Source organism: Azospirillum largimobile (assembly GCF_977007025.2).
Map to the genome: position 1 here is coordinate 1,220,731 of NZ_CDRMUA020000001.1, position 17,155 is coordinate 1,237,885.

Annotated in this window: 20 protein-coding genes; 14 read left to right on the forward strand and 6 right to left on the reverse strand. The window is 67.0% G+C overall.

Annotated features, from left to right (window positions below):
- Positions 1–104 precede the first annotated feature (104 nt).
- Positions 105–362 (reverse strand): GlsB/YeaQ/YmgE family stress response membrane protein, encoded by a 258-nt coding sequence (locus tag ACWPKK_RS05705; protein ID WP_014247651.1) that lies wholly within the window; start codon positions 360–362, stop codon positions 105–107.
- A gap of 246 nt (positions 363–608) precedes the next feature.
- On the opposite strand from ACWPKK_RS05705, the gene ACWPKK_RS05710 reads away from it, so the two are divergent.
- A complete protein-coding gene (locus ACWPKK_RS05710) occupies positions 609–1,430 on the forward strand; it encodes a DUF4142 domain-containing protein (RefSeq protein WP_324872020.1) in 822 nt (273 codons plus the stop codon).
- Between the two features lie 91 nt (positions 1,431–1,521).
- Here the strand turns inward: ACWPKK_RS05710 and rpe are convergent, their stop codons facing one another.
- Entirely contained in the window at positions 1,522–2,175 is a 654-nt protein-coding gene (rpe, locus tag ACWPKK_RS05715) for a ribulose-phosphate 3-epimerase (protein WP_324872019.1), read from the reverse strand.
- Between the two features lie 228 nt (positions 2,176–2,403).
- Between rpe and modA the strand changes: the two genes are divergently transcribed.
- The 3 genes from modA to modC are packed head-to-tail and all read left to right on the forward strand — an operon-like array spanning position 2,404 to position 5,040.
- Positions 2,404–3,213: a molybdate ABC transporter substrate-binding protein gene (gene modA, locus ACWPKK_RS05720; RefSeq protein WP_452001643.1), complete on the forward strand. Its 810-nt coding sequence runs from the start codon at positions 2,404–2,406 to the stop codon at positions 3,211–3,213.
- A gap of 10 nt (positions 3,214–3,223) precedes the next feature.
- Entirely contained in the window at positions 3,224–3,919 is a 696-nt protein-coding gene (gene modB, locus ACWPKK_RS05725) for a molybdate ABC transporter permease subunit (protein WP_452001646.1), read from the forward strand.
- 2 nt (positions 3,920–3,921) lie between these two features.
- Positions 3,922–5,040, forward strand: a complete 1,119-nt coding sequence (modC, locus tag ACWPKK_RS05730; protein WP_452001649.1) for a molybdenum ABC transporter ATP-binding protein — start codon at positions 3,922–3,924, stop codon at positions 5,038–5,040.
- An 82-nt stretch (positions 5,041–5,122) separates the two neighbouring features.
- Here the strand turns inward: modC and ACWPKK_RS05735 are convergent, their stop codons facing one another.
- Positions 5,123–5,434, reverse strand: a complete 312-nt coding sequence (locus ACWPKK_RS05735; RefSeq protein WP_452001651.1) for a hypothetical protein — start codon at positions 5,432–5,434, stop codon at positions 5,123–5,125.
- A 372-nt stretch (positions 5,435–5,806) separates the two neighbouring features.
- On the opposite strand from ACWPKK_RS05735, the gene ACWPKK_RS05740 reads away from it, so the two are divergent.
- From ACWPKK_RS05740 to ACWPKK_RS05780, 9 genes are all read left to right on the forward strand, one after another.
- Positions 5,807–6,178 (forward strand): FtsB family cell division protein, encoded by a 372-nt coding sequence (locus ACWPKK_RS05740; protein WP_452001654.1) that lies wholly within the window; start codon positions 5,807–5,809, stop codon positions 6,176–6,178.
- A 192-nt stretch (positions 6,179–6,370) separates the two neighbouring features.
- A complete protein-coding gene (pdhA, locus tag ACWPKK_RS05745) occupies positions 6,371–7,390 on the forward strand; it encodes a pyruvate dehydrogenase (acetyl-transferring) E1 component subunit alpha (protein WP_310113615.1) in 1,020 nt (339 codons plus the stop codon).
- Positions 7,391–7,510: 120 nt separating this feature from the next.
- Positions 7,511–8,932, forward strand: coding sequence for a pyruvate dehydrogenase complex E1 component subunit beta (locus ACWPKK_RS05750; RefSeq protein ID WP_452001660.1), 1,422 nt, complete (start codon positions 7,511–7,513; stop codon positions 8,930–8,932).
- A 16-nt stretch (positions 8,933–8,948) separates the two neighbouring features.
- On the forward strand, positions 8,949–10,280 hold the full coding sequence (locus ACWPKK_RS05755; RefSeq protein WP_452001663.1) for a pyruvate dehydrogenase complex dihydrolipoamide acetyltransferase: 1,332 nt from the start codon (positions 8,949–8,951) through the stop codon (positions 10,278–10,280).
- Between the two features lie 19 nt (positions 10,281–10,299).
- The gene (locus ACWPKK_RS05760) at positions 10,300–10,602 is read left to right on the forward strand and encodes a chorismate mutase (RefSeq protein WP_063634466.1); all 303 of its coding nucleotides are present in this window, start codon (positions 10,300–10,302) and stop codon (positions 10,600–10,602) included.
- Positions 10,603–10,617: 15 nt separating this feature from the next.
- Positions 10,618–12,015 carry a dihydrolipoyl dehydrogenase gene (gene lpdA, locus ACWPKK_RS05765; protein ID WP_452001666.1) on the forward strand — a complete coding sequence of 466 codons (1,398 nt, stop codon included), beginning with the start codon at positions 10,618–10,620 and terminating at the stop codon, positions 12,013–12,015.
- Between the two features lie 43 nt (positions 12,016–12,058).
- On the forward strand, positions 12,059–12,544 hold the full coding sequence (locus ACWPKK_RS05770) for a DUF29 domain-containing protein (protein WP_452001669.1): 486 nt from the start codon (positions 12,059–12,061) through the stop codon (positions 12,542–12,544).
- A gap of 62 nt (positions 12,545–12,606) precedes the next feature.
- The gene (gene lipA / locus ACWPKK_RS05775) at positions 12,607–13,563 is read left to right on the forward strand and encodes a lipoyl synthase (protein WP_109085480.1); all 957 of its coding nucleotides are present in this window, start codon (positions 12,607–12,609) and stop codon (positions 13,561–13,563) included.
- Between the two features lie 36 nt (positions 13,564–13,599).
- Positions 13,600–14,055, forward strand: a complete 456-nt coding sequence (locus tag ACWPKK_RS05780; RefSeq protein WP_452001672.1) for a type II toxin-antitoxin system RatA family toxin — start codon at positions 13,600–13,602, stop codon at positions 14,053–14,055.
- Between the two features lie 45 nt (positions 14,056–14,100).
- Here ACWPKK_RS05780 and ACWPKK_RS05785 read toward each other — a convergent pair whose 3' ends face one another.
- The 3 genes from ACWPKK_RS05785 to ACWPKK_RS05795 are packed head-to-tail and all read right to left on the reverse strand — an operon-like array spanning position 14,101 to position 16,041.
- A complete protein-coding gene (locus ACWPKK_RS05785; protein ID WP_324872007.1) occupies positions 14,101–14,289 on the reverse strand; it encodes a 4-oxalocrotonate tautomerase in 189 nt (62 codons plus the stop codon).
- A gap of 41 nt (positions 14,290–14,330) precedes the next feature.
- Positions 14,331–14,834 carry a CinA family protein gene (locus ACWPKK_RS05790; protein ID WP_324872006.1) on the reverse strand — a complete coding sequence of 168 codons (504 nt, stop codon included), beginning with the start codon at positions 14,832–14,834 and terminating at the stop codon, positions 14,331–14,333.
- Between the two features lie 34 nt (positions 14,835–14,868).
- Complete coding sequence (locus tag ACWPKK_RS05795; protein WP_452001676.1) at positions 14,869–16,041, reverse strand: bifunctional 2-C-methyl-D-erythritol 4-phosphate cytidylyltransferase/2-C-methyl-D-erythritol 2,4-cyclodiphosphate synthase; 1,173 nt, start codon at positions 16,039–16,041, stop codon at positions 14,869–14,871.
- A 191-nt stretch (positions 16,042–16,232) separates the two neighbouring features.
- On the opposite strand from ACWPKK_RS05795, the gene ACWPKK_RS05800 reads away from it, so the two are divergent.
- Positions 16,233–17,060 carry a cytochrome C assembly family protein gene (locus ACWPKK_RS05800; RefSeq protein ID WP_324872004.1) on the forward strand — a complete coding sequence of 276 codons (828 nt, stop codon included), beginning with the start codon at positions 16,233–16,235 and terminating at the stop codon, positions 17,058–17,060.
- Positions 17,061–17,155: the final 95 nt, after the last annotated feature.

The following is a 17,155-nucleotide window of genomic DNA, read 5'->3' on the forward strand; positions in this document are numbered from 1 at the left end:
CGACTTTCGACGGTCAAGCCAATGAAAAAAGGGACCGCCGGCGATCCGGTGGTCCCTTTTTTCGTAAGGCGGCTTTCAGGCAAGCCGCCTTCAAACAGCGCCCGCTATACCGTGTGCCGGCGACCGGCGATCATGCGGTAGATGGCCAGGATGACGATCGCGCCGACGATGGCGCCGATGAATCCCGCTCCTTCACCCGGCCGGTACCAGCCGACGGCGGCCCCCAGATATGTCGCGACGAAGGCGCCTGCGATGCCCAGCAGCGTGGTGATGATGAAGCCGCCCGGATCGCGACCCGGCATCAGGAACTTGGCGACGATGCCGGCGATGAAGCCGATGATGATCGTCCAGAGAATGCCCATGGTTGTTTTCCCTTCCGTTGCGGGACCGTCTTCCCATGCCCAATAACGGGCAAAGCGGCGAATGGTTCTCCTTCCCGGCGGATCTTTTGGCCCGATGCTCTTTTGGACAGCCGGAACTTTTCGCATAGGCATCATGTTCTCCGCAGCACATGACCGCCGTCGCGCTTCGGTGCTGACGCGGTGGACCGGAACGCCTCCAGGCCTTGCCGGCCGGGCCGTTCCGCAAGGAAAGCTGGGAGAATTCTAATGACCAGGACGTTCATTTTCACCGCCATGGGCGCGGTTCTGCTGTCGACCACCGCGATGGCCCAGGTGGGCGGCGCGACCTCGCCGCAGGCCGGATCGAGCTACACCATGGGCACGCCGTCGGGCGGCATCCCGCCGCTGGACGCGCCGGCCCGCGGCCTGCCGGTCACCGACACGCCGCAGGGCGGCAAGGTGGTGGTGCTGGGCGAAGGCATCGGCGCCCGCCGGCTTGCCGAAGAGCGCCGCATGGAACAGCAGATGGCGACCGGCATCGCCGGGTCCACCGCCGGTGCGGGCGCGGCGATGACCGGCAGCAGCATCGCCGGCGGCAGCACGGCCGACCAGGACCGCGCCGCCCGCATGGCGCCGGTGGCCAGTGCGGCCGACTTCGTGAACCGCGCTTCGCAGAGCGACCTGTTCGAGATCGCGTCGAGCCGCATGGCCGTCGACCGCGCCACCACCGAGCCGGTGCGCCAGTTCGCCCGCCACATGATCATGGACCACACCACCACCAGCGAACTGGTGAAGACCCAGGCCCGCGCCAGCGGCCTTGAGCCGCCGGCCCAGCCGGATCTCGACCAGCAGCAGAAGCTGAGCCAGCTGCAGGGCCTTCGCGGTGTCGCCTTCGACCGCATGTATGTGAACCAGCAGGTGCTGGCGCACCGCGAGGCGGTCGACCTGTACGGCACCGTCGCCCGCAGCACCGATCCTGACCTGCAGCCCTACCGCAGCCTGGCACAGCAGACGCTGCCGAAGCTACAGCAGCACCTGAACCAGATCGAAGGCATCGCGGCCAGCGCCCCGCTCGCCAGCTCCCGCTGATCCGGCGAACCTGAGAGGCCGATAATGGAAACGGCCCCGTACCGCTCCCCCTTGGGGGCGGCGCGGGGCCGTTCCTGTTCTCAGGTTCCGATCAGCGCAGGGCGCTGATGTTGGCGGCGTACTGTTCCGGACCGCCGGTGAAGGTGGCGGTGCCGGCGACCAGAACGTCGGCACCGGCCTCGATCGCCAGGCGGGCGGTTTCCGGGTTGATGCCGCCATCGACCTCCAGGTCGATCTGCTTGCCAAGCGCATCGATGCGGGCGCGCAGGTCGCGGATCTTCGGCAGCTGGCTCTTGATGAAGCTTTGGCCGCCGAAGCCGGGGTTGACCGTCATCACCAGCACGAGGTCGATGTCCTCCAGCACATGCTGGATGGCGTCCACCGGTGTCGCCGGGTTCAGCGAGACGCCGGCCTTCTTGCCCAGCGACTTGATCAGCTGGATCGTGCGGTGAAGGTGCGGCCCGGCTTCCGGATGGACGGTGATGATGTCGGCGCCGGCCTTGGCGAATTCCGGAACGAAGAGGTCCACCGGCGAGATCATCAGATGCACGTCGAAGACCTTGGCGGAATGCGGCCGCAGCGCCTTCACCACGCCCGGCCCGATGGTGAGGTTCGGGACGAAATGCCCGTCCATCACATCGATGTGGATGTAGTCGGCGCCGGCGGCGTCGACCGCGCGGACCTCCTCGCCCAGCCGGGCGAAGTCGGCGGAGAGAATCGAGGGGGAAATCTTCACGGCGCGCATGGGAAGTTCCTGAAGCAGAGGGAGGGCTGGGACCGGGTCCGATTCGCCGCACTTCCTATCACGGGCCGGCGCGGCAAGTCATGACATGATGTGAATTCCGCAAGGCCGCGGGAAGGACCCCGGCCGGGCTCCCACAGCGCGAGCCCGGCCGTTTGCCCTTTACCGCAACCGCGAAGCGTTGTATCCATCTGGATATAGGTGCAGCATCAGGCATGGCAGGAGATGACGATGGTCGGTGTGCGTTCGATCCTGGGAAGGAGCGGGTTCAGACTTGCGATGTCGGCGGCGGTGCTGGGCTTCAGCCTCACCCTCGCGGCCCCGGCGGCAATGGCGCAGGACGTGCTCGTTCTGGCCGCCGCCTCCACCAAGAATGCGGTGGACAAGCTCGCGTCCCAGTTCAAGGCGAAGACCGGCCTGTCGGTCACATCGTCTTTCGCCGCGTCCTCCGCTCTTGCCAAGCAGATCGAGAACGATGCGCCGGCCGACATCTTCATCTCGGCCGATCTCGACTGGATGGATTATTTGCAGAAGCGCAATCTGATCAAGATCGACAGCCGGACGAACCTGCTGGGAAACGAGCTGGTGGTGGTGGCGCCGAAGGGGACGGCACTGAAGCCGGACCTGTCGAAGGGCGGCAAGTTGGCCGAGCAGCTGGGCGACGGGCGGCTCGCCACCGGCGACCCGTCGAACGTTCCGGTCGGGAAGTACGCCAAGGCTGCACTGGAGTCCCTTGGCCAATGGAAAGCGGTCGAGCCGAGGCTCGCGCGGGCCGACAGCGTGCGGGCGGCGCTGGTGCTGGTCAGCCGGGGCGAGGTGCCGATGGGCATCGTCTATCGCACCGACGCCGCCATCGATCCGGGGGTGGAGGTCGCCGCCGTGTTTCCGCCGGACAGCTACCCGCCCATCGTCTATCCGGCAGCGCTGGTAGCGGCATCCAAAAACGCCGGCGCCGCCGCTTTCCTCGACCACATGAAGTCGCCGGAGGGCATGGCGGTGTGGACGGAATTCGGCTTCGTTCCGGCGCCCAAAGCACCGTAAGCTCTGCGGCATGGATATCCTGACGCCGATGGAGACCACCGCGTTGCTGCTGAGCCTGCGTGTCGCAGGCGTCGCTATCGCGTTGGGGTTGCCGGTTGCCGTGCTCGCCGCCTGGGTGCTCGGGCGCTATTCCTTTCCGGGCAAGACGCTGGTCGATGGGCTGGTCCATCTGCCGCTGGTCCTGCCGCCGGTGGTCACCGGCTATATCCTGCTGGTGACGATGGGGACCAAGGGGGTGGTCGGCGGCTGGCTGTACCAGACCTTCGGCATCAAGCTGATCTTCACGGCGGAAGGTGCGTCGCTGGCGGTCGCCGTGACGTCCTTCCCGCTGATGGTGCGGGCGATCCGCCTGTCGGTGGAGGCGATCGACGGCGGGCTGGAGGCGGCGGCGCGCACGCTGGGCGCCGGTCCGGTCGACCGCTTCTTCACCATTCTGCTGCCTCTGATGGCCCCCGGCCTGCTGTCCGGCGCCATCGTCGCCTTCGCGGCGGCGATGGGCGAGTTCGGGGCGGTCATCACCTTCGTCTCCAACATTCCCGGCCAGACGCAGACCCTGCCGCTGGCGATCTATGCCGCCACCCAGGAACCGGGCGGCGACGCGGTGGCGGCGCGGCTCGCGGCCATATCCTTCGGCGTCGCCCTGGTCGCACTGATGCTGTCGGAGTTCCTGGCGCACCGTGTCCGGCGGCTGATCGGGCAGACGTGACCATGCTTGACCTTTCGATCCGCCAGACGCTGGGCGCCTTCACGCTCGACATCGCCTTCACCGCGGAAGAGCGCGGGGTGACGGCCCTGTTCGGCCGTTCGGGGTCCGGCAAGACCTCCGTCATCAACGCCATCGCCGGGCTGACGCGGCCCGACGCCGGCCATATCCGCATCGCCGATACGGTGTTCTTCGACAGTGCGCGGCGTATCGACGTGCCGGTGGAAAGGCGGCGCATCGGCTATGTCTTCCAGGATGCGCGCCTGTTCCCGCACATGACCGTGCGCAGCAATCTGGAATTCGGCCTGCGCCGGGTGCCGGCCGCGGATCGCCGCATCGCCTTCGGCCCGGTCGTGGAACTGCTGGGGTTGGGCCATCTGCTGGACCGCCGTCCGCGCGGGCTTTCGGGCGGGGAGAAGCAGCGGGTAGCCTTCGGGCGCGCCCTGCTGGCTCAGCCGCGCCTGCTGCTGATGGACGAGCCGATGGCCTCGCTCGACGCCGCCCGCAAGGCGGAGATCATGCCCTACATCGAGCGTCTGCGCGACGAGATGAACATCCCCATCGTCATGGTCAGCCACGCGCTGGACGAGGTTGTGCGCCTCGCCACGACGATGGTGCTGATCGGGGAGGGCAGGGTGCGCGCCGTCGGGCCGGTGGGCACGGTGATGGGCCGGCTCGACCTGTCGGCGGTGACCGGTGCGCAGGATGCCGGCGCGGTGCTGGACCTGACGGTGGAGCGCCATATCCCGGACGACGGCCTGACCGTGCTGGCCTTCGACGGCGGGCATCTGACCGTGCCGCGGGTGGAGCGTGCGCCAGGCGCCTCGGTGCGCCTGCACATCCATGCCCGTGACGTCATCGTCGCCTTGCAGCAGCCGGTCGGCGTGAGCGTGCGCAACGCGCTGGCGGCGACGGTTGTGGAAGTCGCCGAGTCGGGACCATCCTCCGCCGACGTGCGGCTGGCGGTCGGCGGTTCATTCCTGATCGCGCGCATCACCCGCGCGGCCGTTCGGGAGTTGGACCTGACGCCCGGCCGCCCCGTAGTGGCGCTGGTAAAGGGCATCGCCTTCGAACCGGGCAGCACCGGTGCCCCCGCGGAAGGGCGGCGGGTGGTCGATGTGTGACTCTGTCCGGCAGTCGGAACATCCCCTCTCCCACCGCGGGAGAGGGGATGTTCCGCAGGCTTGCTGACCTGACCGCCGGAACTTACTGGCCGCCGGACGGGGTTGCCGAGCCGCCGGTGCTGGCGCCGCCGCCGGCAGATCCGCCGGCCGTGGAGCCGCCCGGCACCGTGGTGGTGGCGCCGCTGCTGTCGTTCATCGAGTTGCCGGAGGTTCCGCCTTGAACCGGAACGCCGGTGGAGGGCGGCGGAACCGTGGTTGAACCGCTGCTGGACCCGCTGCTGGTGGTCGGGCTGGTCTGGTTCGCCGCGTTGGAGTTCTGGGCGTTTTGGTCGTCGCAAGCCGCCAGCCCCAGAAGCAGGGCGGGAAGGGCCGCGATCAGAAACTTGCTGCGCATGGAGTGCGTCTCCTCAGCCATTGGGCGGCGCCGCCCTGGAAGCCGGCAACCGGAAGCGCATTCGCTGACCCGGCACGGCTCCGGCAACGCCGTGTGGGTCCAAACACGCCACCGCCGGTTTCATTCCATCCGTCCTTAGCACTATGTCGAGTGGGTGCCGTCCGACGGCGGGGCAGGGCGCACCGGAGGGGCGGCCGGAATATCCTACCGGGGGGCGCGGAGAACTTTCACGGAACGTTCTGACAACTTGTGGCGCAGGCGTGGCCGGTACCCATTACTGGGTTGCGCAAAGAACACGACACTTTTGCGACTTGGCTGTTCCATCTTTTTCGTTTGACCGGTGGAAAGTCGCTGTGATTCCATCCAACCACCATGACGATGATCGCCGACTTCACCGACACGCTCGCCCGCGCTGCCAAGAGCGCGATCCGCCAAGCCATCATGCCGGCGCTGTGCGCCTGCGTGGTCGCCTACTTCGCCTACTACGCGATCCATGGCGATCGCGGGCTGGTGGCGATGAAGCAGATCCAGGGGGAGATCGCCCAGGCCGAAGAGGTCCTGAACCAGCTCCGCACCGAACGGGAGGAGATGGAACGGCGCGCCCAGCTTCTGCGCGGCGACGGGCTCGACCGCGACATGCTGGAGGAGCGGGCGCGGCTGATGCTGAACTTCTCCAACCCGCGCGACGTCATCGTCAAGCTGCCCAAGCTGGTCGAGCCGGAAGGGTCCCCGGTGCATAAGTAAGGGGAAATCAGCCGATTAACCGGAATCCGGTTAATCGAAAATAGCGCTGCAAAAACAGGCATTTGCGCGGGCCAAAAAGCTCGTGTAGTGTGCGCGCCATATTCGCTTCCGGTGCGGGCTCTCGCATGCCCGCAACGCGTGGCGGCAAGGGTTGTTTAAGGCCCATTGCCGCGTGAACCCTGGGGAGGAATCATGGCCGCGTCCCGACGCCGTCCGACCAAGGCGCAGACCGACACCGCGCCCGCTCAAGCCGTCTCTTCCGAAGAGCTTCTTCATTACTACCGCGAGATGCTGCTGATCCGCCGCTTCGAAGAGAAGGCGGGCCAGCTGTACGGCATGGGCCTGATCGGCGGCTTCTGCCATCTCTACATCGGCCAGGAAGCCGTCGTGGTCGGCGTGCAGGCCGCCCTGAAGCAGGGTGACACCGTCATCACCAGCTACCGTGACCACGGCCACATGCTGGCCTGCGGCATGGAGGCCAATGGCGTGATGGCCGAGCTGACCGGCCGCATCGGAGGCTACTCCAAGGGCAAGGGCGGCTCGATGCACATGTTCAGCCGCGAGAAGAACTTCTACGGCGGCCACGGCATCGTCGGCGGGCAGGTTCCGCTCGGCACCGGTCTGGCCTTCGCGCACAAGTACCTCAATGACGGCGGCGTGTCCGCGGTCTATTGCGGCGACGGCGCCATCAACCAGGGCCAGGTGTACGAGAGCTTCAACATGGCGGCTCTTTGGAAGCTGCCGGTGCTGTTCGTCATCGAGAACAACAAGTACGCCATGGGCACCTCGCAGGAGCGCGCCTCGGCCGGTGAACTGCACCAGCGCGGCGCCGCCTACGGCATCCCCGGCTATCAGGTCAACGGGATGGACGTGCTCGAGGTGAAGGCCGCCGCCGACCAGTGGGTGAACTACATCCGCGAAGGCAACGGCCCGGTCATCCTTGAGATGAAGACCTACCGCTACCGCGGCCACTCCATGTCCGATCCGGCCAAGTACCGGACGAAGGAGGAGGTCGAGAAGATGCGGTCGGAATCCGATCCCATCGACCAGCTGAAGGCCAAGCTGCTGGGCGGCGGCCATGCCGACGAGGACAAGCTGAAGGAGATCGATCGCGCGGTGAAGGCGATCGTCACCGAATCGGCCGAGTTCGCGCAGCAGAGCCCCGAGCCCGATCCGTCGGAACTGTGGACCGACATCCTGGTCGAGACCTGATCGTCGAATCCACCGTCTGGTCCTGACGTCAACGAAAAGCAGGAGCGGCGCCGACCGGAACGGGTTGCCCCCAGATTGGGAGCGGCAACCGGGTTCCCCCGCGCCGCCGGAGGTTGAGGAATGCCGATCGAAGTGCTGATGCCGGCCCTGTCGCCCACCATGACCGAGGGCAAGCTGGCGAAATGGCTCAAGAAGGAAGGCGACGCGGTGAAGTCCGGCGACGTGCTCGCCGAGATCGAGACCGACAAGGCCACCATGGAAGTCGAAGCGGTCGATGAAGGCCGCGTCGGCAAGATCCTGGTGCCGGAAGGCACCGACAACGTCGCGGTGAACACTCCCATCGCCATGCTGCTGGAAGAGGGCGAGGACGAGAGCGCGCTGCGCGAAGGCGGCAACAAGCCGACCGTCGCCGGCCCGACCAACGCCGTCCCGGCTTCCGAAGAGACCAAGGCCGCCCCGTCGGCGGTGCAGGCCGCTGCTCCGGCTCCCACCCAGGCACCCACCGTGCCGGCCGCCCCGGTGTCGGCTCCGGACTCGGACGAGGACAAGTTCTTCGCCAAGACGGTGAAGAAGACGGTCCGCGAAGCCCTGCGCGACGCGATGGCCGAGGAAATGCGCCGTGACGACAAGGTTTTCGTCATGGGCGAGGAGGTCGCGCAGTACCAGGGCGCCTACAAGGTGACCCAGGGCCTGTTGCAGGAGTTCGGCGAGCGTCGCGTCATCGACACGCCCATCACCGAGATCGGCTTCGCCGGTCTTGGCGTCGGCGCCTCCTTCAAGGGGCTGAAGCCGATCGTCGAGTTCATGACCTTCAACTTCGCCATGCAGGCGATCGACCACATCATCAACTCCGCCGCCAAGACGCTCTACATGTCCGGCGGCCAGATGGGCAGCCCGATCGTCTTCCGCGGCCCGAACGGCGCCGCCGCCCGCGTCGCCGCCCAGCATTCGCAGTGCTATGCCTCGTGGTATGCGCATTGCCCGGGCCTGAAGGTGGTCTCCCCCTGGTCGGCGTCCGACGCCAAGGGCCTGCTGAAGGCGGCGATCCGCGATCCGAACCCGGTCGTCTTCCTCGAGAACGAGATCCTCTACGGCCAGAGCTTCGAGGTTCCCGAGGACGAGGAATTCGTCCTGCCGATCGGCAAGGCCAAGATCGAGCGTCAGGGCAAGGACGTGACGATCACCGCCTTCTCGATCATGGTCGGCCATGCGCTGGCCGCCGCCGAGGAGCTGGCGAAGGAAGGCATCGACGCGGAGGTCATCAACCTGCGCACGATCCGTCCGCTGGACACCGCCACCATCGTCAACAGCGTCAAGAAGACCAACCGCCTCGTCTCCGTCGAGGAAGGCTGGCCCTTCGCCGGCATCGGTTCGGAAATGTGCGCGCTGATGATGGAGCAGGCGTTCGACTATCTCGACGCGCCGGTGGCCCGCGTGGCCGGCCTGGACGTGCCGATGCCCTACGCCGCCAACCTGGAAAAGCTGGCGCTGCCGCAGGTCGCCGACATCGTCAAGGCCGCCAAGCAAGCCTGCTATCGCTGAGAGGAGGGCTGATAGGATGACCGTTCAGATTCTGATGCCCGCCCTCTCGCCCACGATGACCGAGGGCAACCTCGCCAAGTGGCTGAAGAAGGAAGGCGACACGGTGAAGTCCGGCGACGTGCTCGCCGAGATCGAGACCGACAAGGCCACCATGGAAGTCGAAGCGGTCGATGAAGGCCGCATCGGCAAGATCCTGATCCCGGCCGGCAGCCAGGGCGTGGCGGTGAACACCCCCATCGCCATCCTGCTGGAAGAGGGCGAGGACGAGAGCGCGCTGGCCTCGGCCGGCTCCGCTCCCGCCCCGGCGGCTGCCGCCGCTCCGGCTGCGGCTCCCGCTCCGACCGCTGCGGCTCCGGCTGCGGCTCCGGCCCCCGCCGCCGCTCCGGCGCAGGCGGCTTCCGGTGAGCGCGTGTTCGCCAGCCCGCTGGCCCGCCGCATCGCCGAACAGGCCGGCGTCGACCTGAAGACCGTCAAGGGCACCGGCCCGCACGGCCGCATCGTCAAGGCCGACGTCGAAGCCGCCAAGGCCGCCGGTCCGGCCAAGGCCGCTGCCGCTCCCGCGGCGGCTCCCGCGCCGGCCGCCGCCGCTCCGGCTCCCGCCGCGGCTGCGGCCCCGGCGAAGGCCGAGGGTGTGGACGCCAAGGCGCTCGCCGACAAGCTGGGCATGGCCTACACCGCCGTGCCGAACAGCGGCATGCGGAAGACCATCGCCAAGCGCCTGGGCGAGGTGAAGCGCACGGTTCCCGACTACTTCCTGACGGTGGATGTCGAGATCGATGCGCTGATGAAGGTCCGCGCCGAGCTGAACGGCCGGTCCGACGCCTACAAGCTGTCGGTGAACGACTTCATCATCCGCGCCGTGGCGCTGGCGCTGAAGAAGGTTCCGGCGCTGAACGCCGCCTGGACCGACGAGGCGATGCTGCAGTTCCAGCATGCCGACATCTCGGTTGCCGTCGCCACCCCGACCGGGCTGATCACCCCGATCGTCAAGAAGGCGGAAACCAAGGGTCTGGCCGACATCTCCAACGAGATGAAGGCGCTGGCCAAGAAGGCGCGCGACAACGCGCTGAAGCCGGAAGAGTATCAGGGCGGCACGATTTCCATCTCCAACCTGGGCATGATGGGGATCAAGCAGTTCCAGGCGATCATCAACCCGCCGCAGGCCTGCATCCTGGCGATCGGCGCCAGCGAGCAGCGCCCGGTGGTGAAGGACGGCGCTCTGGCCATCGCAACGGTGATGAGCCTGACCGGCACCTTCGACCACCGCGTCGCCGATGGCGCCGTCGGTGCGGAATTCCTCGGAGCGGTGAAGAAGCTGCTCGAGGATCCGCTCTCGATGCTGCTCTGACGGTTTGAGGACCGGATCCATGTCGAAAAGCCTTGCCCCGCTCCGCGCCGAAATCGACGCCATCGACGACGAGATCGTCGCGCTGCTGGGCAAGCGCCTGTCCGTCGTCCACCGCGTCGCAGCGGTGAAGATGGCGGAGAACCTGCCGGCCGTCCTGCCCGACCGCGTCGAAGCGGTGAAACGGCGGGCGGCCGAGGCGGGCTTGGCCTACGGCCTGGATCCGGACTTCATGGCCACCCTGTACCAGACGATCATCGACGAGGCGTGCCGGGTCGAGGAAGGCATCTTTGCCGCCGGCCGCGAGGATGCGCCTCGCTCCTGAATTGGGAGAACACCCTTGGCCGACATGAATTACGACGTCATCGTCATCGGCGGCGGGCCGGGCGGCTACGTGGCGGCGATCCGCGCCGCGCAGCTGGGCCTGCACACCGCGGTCATCGAGCGTGAAAACCTGGGCGGCATCTGCCTGAACTGGGGCTGCATCCCGACCAAGGCGCTGCTGCGCTCGGCCGAGGTGCTGCATCTCGCCAAGCACGCTGCCGACTATGGCCTGGTCATCCAGAACCCGTCCTTCGACCTGGACAAGGTCGTCGCCCGCTCGCGCAAGGTCGCGGGCCAGCTGAACGGCGGCGTCAAGCACCTGCTGAAGAAGAACAAGGTCGCGGTGATCGAAGGCTCCGCCAAGCTGATCGGCAAGGGTCAGGTGGCGGTCTCCAAGGGCGACGCCCCGGTCGGCACCTTCGGCGCCAAGCACATCATCATCGCCACCGGTGCCCGCGCCCGCACGCTGCCGGGCCTGGAGGATGACGGCAAGCTGGTCTGGACCTATCGCAAGGCGATGACCCCGGACGCCATGCCGAAGTCGCTGCTGGTCATCGGGTCCGGTGCCATCGGCATCGAATTTGCCAGCTTCTACAATGCCCTGGGCGCCAAGGTTACCGTGGTCGAGGTGATGGACCGCATCCTTCCGGTGGAGGATGAGGAAATCTCCGCAATGGCCCGGAAAGCCTTCGAAAAGCAGGGCATGCGCATCATCACCGGCGCCAAGGCCGGCAACCTGCGCAAGGCCGCCGACAGCGTGACCGTGGCCGTGGAGGCCGGCGGCAAGACCGAGGACATCACGGTCGACCGCGTCATCGTCGCCGTCGGCATCAGCCCGAACACCGAGGGGCTCGGCCTGGAAAACACCAAGGTCAAGACCGACCGCGGCCATATCCAGACCAACCCGATGTGCGAAACGGACGAGCCGGGCGTGTACGCCATCGGCGACGTGACCGGCGCCCCCTGGCTCGCCCACAAGGCCAGCCACGAGGGCGTGATCGTGGCCGAGCACATCGCCGGCAAGCACCCGCATGCGCTGGACGTCCGCAACATCCCGGGCTGCACCTACTCGCACCCGCAGATCGCGTCGGTCGGCCTGACGGAGAAGAAGGCCAAGGAAGCCGGCTACGAGATCAAGGTCGGCCGCTTCCCCTTCGTCGGCAACGGCAAGGCCATCGCACTCGGCGAACCGGAAGGCCTGATCAAGACCATCTTCGACGCCAAGACCGGCGAGATGCTGGGCGCCCACATGATCGGCGCGGAAGTGACCGAGCTGATCCAGGGCTACGGCATCGCCAAGTCGTCGGAGCTGACCGAGGCCGAGCTGATGCACGCGGTGTTCCCGCATCCGACCCTGTCGGAAATGATGCATGAGTCGGTCCTTGATGCCTATGGCCGGGCGATCCACTTTTAAATAAGATTTTCCGAGGTGACGTTTTCTCCCTTTGGACGGAGCCATGGACCGCAGCAGCGCCGCTTATGACGAGGATTTCTACGCCTGGACCCAAGCCCAGGCGCAGGAGCTTCGACGTGCCGGCGCCGAGCGGAACAACGCCCCGGTCGACTGGGAGAACGTCGCCGAGGAGATCGAGTGCATGGGCCGCAGCCAGAAGTCCGAGATCGACAGCCGGCTGACCGTGCTGTTCGTGCATCTGCTGAAATGGCTGTACTGTCCCGATCTGCGGGAACGTTGCGAGCGGGGCTGGAGGCTGACCATCCGGGAGCAGCGGGAAAAGCTGATCGAGGAGATCGCCGCGAGCCCCAGCCTGCGGCCGTTCTGCGAGTCCATCTGCGACAAGGTTTATCGTCGCGCCCGCCTGCGGGCCGCCGTCGAGGCGGATACCCCTGACGGCCATTTCCCGGTCGAACCGCCTTTCACGCTTGACCAGGCACTCGATCCGGCCTATCCGGCCGAGCTGTTTCCGCCGGAATGGCGGGTTTGACATCCTCATCGCACCTATTGTCGGGGCCGGGGCATCGCGTCGGCCATCGGGAGCTTTAGACCATGACCCTCGTCGACCAGACCGAGAAGCTGCGCCACCCCGAGAAGGCCCATAAGCCCGACAACCCGATCCAGCGCAAACCGGCCTGGATCCGGGTCAAGGCGCCGATGAGCCAGGAATACAACGAGACCCGCCAGTTGATGCGCGGGCTGAAGCTGAACACCGTGTGCGAAGAGGCCGCCTGCCCGAACATCGGGGAGTGCTGGAAGCACAAGCACGCCACCTTCATGATCCTGGGCTCCATCTGCACGCGCGGCTGCGCCTTCTGCAACGTCGAGACCGGGCGCCCGGACCTGCTGGACCCGCATGAGCCCGACAATGTGGCCGAGGCGGTCGGCAAGCTGAAGCTCAGCCACGTCGTCATCACCTCCGTCGACCGCGACGATCTGGCCGACGGCGGTGCCGAGCATTTCGCCCGCACCATCCGCGCCGTCCGTGCCGCGTCGCCGACGACGACCATCGAAATCCTGACCCCCGACTTCCAGAAGAAGAAGGGTGCGGTCGAGGTGGTGGTGGAGGCCAAGCCCGATGTCTTCAACCACAATCTGGAGACGGTTCCGCGCCTCTACCCCAACATCCGTCCGGGTGCCCGCTATTTCGCCTCGCTGCAGTTGCTGGCGCGGGTGAAGGAGCTGGATCCGACGATCTTCACCAAGTCCGGCCTGATGGTCGGGCTGGGGGAGACCAAGGAGGAGATCGGGCAGGTGATGGACGATCTGCGCTCTGCCGATGTGGACTTTCTGACGATTGGGCAGTATCTCCAGCCCACGCCCAAGCATGCGGCGGTGGATCGCTTCGTGACTCCCGAGGAGTTCGACGGTTATTCCACTGTCGGCCGCGGCAAGGGCTTCCTGCTGGTGGCCTCGTCGCCGCTGACGCGCTCGTCCTATCATGCGGGCGCCGATTTCGAGAAGCTGCGCGAAGCCCGGCTGCGCAAGCTGGGGGTCGCGGCCGCCTGATGCAGGCGGCTCAATAAGAAAGGATATGGTACGGGCATGCCCACGCACGCGGAAAAGAAGGTTCTTCCCTACACCCCCCGGCAGATGTACGACCTTGTCGCCGATGTGGAGAAGTATCCGGAGTTTCTGCCCTGGTGCCTGGCGGCCCGCATCCGCAAGCGCGAAGGCAACGTCATGTTCGCGGACCTGATCATCGGTTTCAAGATGGTCCGCGAACGCTTCACCTCGCGGGTGGAACTGAGCGAATCCGCTTGCCGGATCGACGTGCAATACACCGACGGTCCGTTCCAGTACCTGAACAACCACTGGATCTTCAGCGAACATCCCGGCGGCTGCTGCGTCGACTTCTTCGTCGATTTCGAATTCCGCTCGAAGATGCTGCAGAAGATCATGGGCCTGCTGTTCAACGAGGCGGTGCGCCGCATGGTGCAGGCCTTCGAGACGCGGGCGGCACAACTGTATGGACCGGGCAGGGCGACGCAACCGGCGTGACGCCCTGCGGGCCAGATGGTAGAAGCTTGGGTCAGGGCGGGCGGGTCAGGTCTTGTCCGACCACAACTCCCCGCCGCTGGCCCAGTCGCTCTTCTTCACGTCCTGGAAGATGATGTCCACCGCCGAGGGCGAGCAGCCGAGCACCTTGACGGTGGCCTCGGTCAGCGCCTTGGCGTATTCGCGCTTCTGCTCGATCGTGCGGCCTTCGAAAAGCTGGATATTGATGGTCGGCATCGAACCTTTCCCCTTTGTGTGAAGAGCTTGCAGACGTTTCTTCAGCGCAGGCTTCCGTTCGGGCGGGCAAGCCGCAACCGCTCCAACGCCGCTTGAACGGTCGCCATCCGCACGGCGTCGCGGTCGCCGGGGAAGGTGTATTCCTTGGCCTTGGCCGCACCGCCGCGGACCGCGGTGGCGATATAGACGCGGCCGACCGGCTTGGTCTCGGTGGCGCCGCCGGGGCCGGCGATCCCCGTCACCGCCACGGTCACGTCTGCCCGCGACTTCGCCAGCGCGCCCACCGCCATCGCGACCGCCACCTCCGGGCTGACGGCGCCATGGGCATGCAGCAGGCTGGCCGGAACGCCCAGCAACTCGGTCTTGGCGATGTTGGTGTAGGTGACGAAACCACGGTCCACCACCTTGGACGACCCGGCGATGTCGGTCAGCGCGCCGGCGATCAGCCCGCCGGTGCAGGACTCGGCTGTCGCGATCATGTAGCCGGCAAGGCCGTATTCAGCCAGCGTCTGGGCGGCAAGCTCGCGGATGGATTCGGGAAACATGACGGCCTCTCCCGGTTGGTGGCGTCGCAGGATCTTAGCCGGGAAGCCGGATGGTCGCCACCGCCTGCGCGGCGATGCCCTCCCGGCGGCCGGTGAATCCCAGCTGTTCGGTGGTGGTCGCCTTGACGCTGACCCGCCCGATCTCGATGCCCAGAATTTCGGCAATCCGCTCCGCCATCGCGGCGCGGTGGGGACCGACCTTGGGCCGCTCACAGATGATGGTCACGTCGGCATGGGCGATGACGCCGCCGCGCTCCGCCACCAGATCGGCGGCATGGCGGAGGAACCTGGCGCTGTCCGCCCCGCGCCAGCGCGGATCTGTCGGCGGAAAGTGGCTGCCGATGTCGCCGGCGGCCAGCGCGCCAAGGATCGCATCGGTCAGCGCATGCAGGCCGACATCGGCATCGGAATGGCCTTCCAGCCCGTGGTCGTGCGGCACGCGCAGGCCGCAGAGCGTCACGAAGTCGCCGTCGGTGAAGCGGTGGACATCGAAGCCGCTGCCGGTGCGGATATCCCACAGGCTGCTCATGATCGCGCGGGTGGCACGGGTCAGGTCGTCGGGGGTGGTCACCTTGAAATTGTCCTCCTTGGACGGCACCAGGGCGACGGCCACCCCGGCGCGCTCCGCCACCGCGGCATCGTCGGTCAGCGACAGGCCGGCGGCGGCGCGGTGCGCCTCCAGAATGGCGGGGAAGCGGAAGCCCTGCGGGGTCTGCGCGCGCCACAACCCTTCGCGGTCCACCGTCGCGCTGATTACGCCGTCCTTGCCACGCTTCAGCGTGTCGGCCACCGGCACCGCGGCGATGGCGCCGGGCTGCTCGTCCAGCGCGGCGACCACCGCGCCGATGGTGGCCTCATCGATCAGGGGGCGGGCGGCATCATGGATCAGGACAAGGTTGGGGGCGCCGTCGGCGGCCAGCGCCTCCAGCCCGTTGCGCACCGAGTCCTGCCGGCTGGATCCGCCAGCCACCGGATCGGGCAGGCCGAGCCCCGCGACCGCGGCGTCATAGGCGTCGCGCCAGGCGGGGTCGATGACGACACGGACGCCATCGACCTGCGGATGGCGCAGGAAGGCCTCCACCGTGCGGCGCAGCACCGGCTTCCTGGCAAGGTCGAGATATTGCTTCGGCCGTTCGGCTCCGAACCGCTGGCCGGATCCACCGGCGACGATCAGTGCGATGCAGGTGGGCGCGATGCAGGTGGGCATGAGGCAAACCGTAAGATATGATAGCCACTTGACGGAAACGTCGCGGAGCCTAGCCTGTCGCCGTGGTTCCGCCAAGTGCCGAGCCTGCCTGTTTCATCGCCGGACGGTTCCCGGCGGGCCAATGGCCACATGACGGGGCCACATGACAGGGCGGCATGTCGGGGCGGAAAGACAGGAGTGCGTTCGGGTCCATGTCGCAGAACATCCTCTTGAGCCTGACGGCGCTGGTGACCCTGGTGCCGGCCGCCTTCTATCCTTACCGGCGCATCGCAGGGCAGGGGGCGGACGGGCGCGGCTGGTCCTTCTGGGGCGCCCTGCTGCTGGCCGCCGCCGGCCCCGGAATCTGGGCGCTCCTGCAGGTCGCGGGGCAGTGGCACACCGGCTTTTCCACCGCCCTCTGGGTGACCACCGCCGCCTGCATGGCGCTGTTCATCGGGCTCAGCCTGTTCCATGGCACGGCCTGGAGGCTTGCGCCGCTGCTGCTGCCCTATCTGCTGGTCGTCTGCCTGTTCGCCACCCTGACGGAGGATGCGCCGGCTCCGGTCATGCGCGGCAACGCCCCCGGCGTTTGGATCGATCTGCACATCGCGGTGTCGGTCTTCACCTATGCCCTGCTGACGCTCAGCGCCGTGGCGTCGCTGGCCGCGGTGCTGCAGACGAGGGCGTTGAAGACCAAGCGGCCGACCCCGCTCAGCCGCTTCTTGCCACCGGTGGCCGAGAGCGAGCGGCTTCAACTGCGCCTGCTGATCGCGTCGGAGGTGGTGCTGGGCGCGGGTCTGGCCACCGGCATGGCGGTTTTGTATTTCGAGCAGGGACAGCTGTTCCGCACCGATCACAAGAGCCTGCTGTCGCTGGCGACCTTCGTGGTGATCGGCATCCTGCTGCTGGCGGAATACCGTACCGGCGTGCGCGGGCGGACGGCGGCGCGGACGATGCTGATCGTCTATCTGCTGGCGACGCTCGCCTATCCCGGCGTGAAGTTCGTGTCCAACGTGCTGATCGGGCAGTGGACTTGGTAAGGGGTGCCTGACCGTTGCCGTGGGCTTCGCCCTTGCACCGCGCCGTACCTGCGTGATAACTTGCTTAAAATGTTGGCACTTTGTTGTTTTGCCCA

Excerpts from the sequence above, each read along its gene's own strand:
- ACWPKK_RS05705 (WP_014247651.1), bottom strand. The coding sequence starts at position 362 with ATGGGCATTCTCTGGACGATCATCATCGGCTTCATCGCCGGCATCGTC.
- ACWPKK_RS05710 (WP_324872020.1), top strand. The coding sequence starts at position 609 with ATGACCAGGACGTTCATTTTCACCGCCATGGGCGCGGTTCTGCTGTCG.
- rpe (WP_324872019.1), bottom strand. The coding sequence starts at position 2,175 with ATGCGCGCCGTGAAGATTTCCCCCTCGATTCTCTCCGCCGACTTCGCC.
- modA (WP_452001643.1), top strand. The coding sequence starts at position 2,404 with ATGGTCGGTGTGCGTTCGATCCTGGGAAGGAGCGGGTTCAGACTTGCG.
- modB (WP_452001646.1), top strand. The coding sequence starts at position 3,224 with ATGGATATCCTGACGCCGATGGAGACCACCGCGTTGCTGCTGAGCCTG.
- modC (WP_452001649.1), top strand. The coding sequence starts at position 3,922 with ATGCTTGACCTTTCGATCCGCCAGACGCTGGGCGCCTTCACGCTCGAC.
- ACWPKK_RS05735 (WP_452001651.1), bottom strand. The coding sequence starts at position 5,434 with ATGCGCAGCAAGTTTCTGATCGCGGCCCTTCCCGCCCTGCTTCTGGGG.
- ACWPKK_RS05740 (WP_452001654.1), top strand. The coding sequence starts at position 5,807 with ATGACGATGATCGCCGACTTCACCGACACGCTCGCCCGCGCTGCCAAG.
- pdhA (WP_310113615.1), top strand. The coding sequence starts at position 6,371 with ATGGCCGCGTCCCGACGCCGTCCGACCAAGGCGCAGACCGACACCGCG.
- ACWPKK_RS05750 (WP_452001660.1), top strand. The coding sequence starts at position 7,511 with ATGCCGATCGAAGTGCTGATGCCGGCCCTGTCGCCCACCATGACCGAG.
- ACWPKK_RS05755 (WP_452001663.1), top strand. The coding sequence starts at position 8,949 with ATGACCGTTCAGATTCTGATGCCCGCCCTCTCGCCCACGATGACCGAG.
- ACWPKK_RS05760 (WP_063634466.1), top strand. The coding sequence starts at position 10,300 with ATGTCGAAAAGCCTTGCCCCGCTCCGCGCCGAAATCGACGCCATCGAC.
- ACWPKK_RS05770 (WP_452001669.1), top strand. The coding sequence starts at position 12,059 with ATGGACCGCAGCAGCGCCGCTTATGACGAGGATTTCTACGCCTGGACC.
- lipA (WP_109085480.1), top strand. The coding sequence starts at position 12,607 with ATGACCCTCGTCGACCAGACCGAGAAGCTGCGCCACCCCGAGAAGGCC.
- ACWPKK_RS05780 (WP_452001672.1), top strand. The coding sequence starts at position 13,600 with ATGCCCACGCACGCGGAAAAGAAGGTTCTTCCCTACACCCCCCGGCAG.
- ACWPKK_RS05785 (WP_324872007.1), bottom strand. The coding sequence starts at position 14,289 with ATGCCGACCATCAATATCCAGCTTTTCGAAGGCCGCACGATCGAGCAG.
- ACWPKK_RS05790 (WP_324872006.1), bottom strand. The coding sequence starts at position 14,834 with ATGTTTCCCGAATCCATCCGCGAGCTTGCCGCCCAGACGCTGGCTGAA.
- ACWPKK_RS05795 (WP_452001676.1), bottom strand. The coding sequence starts at position 16,041 with ATGCCCACCTGCATCGCGCCCACCTGCATCGCACTGATCGTCGCCGGT.
- ACWPKK_RS05800 (WP_324872004.1), top strand. The coding sequence starts at position 16,233 with ATGTCGCAGAACATCCTCTTGAGCCTGACGGCGCTGGTGACCCTGGTG.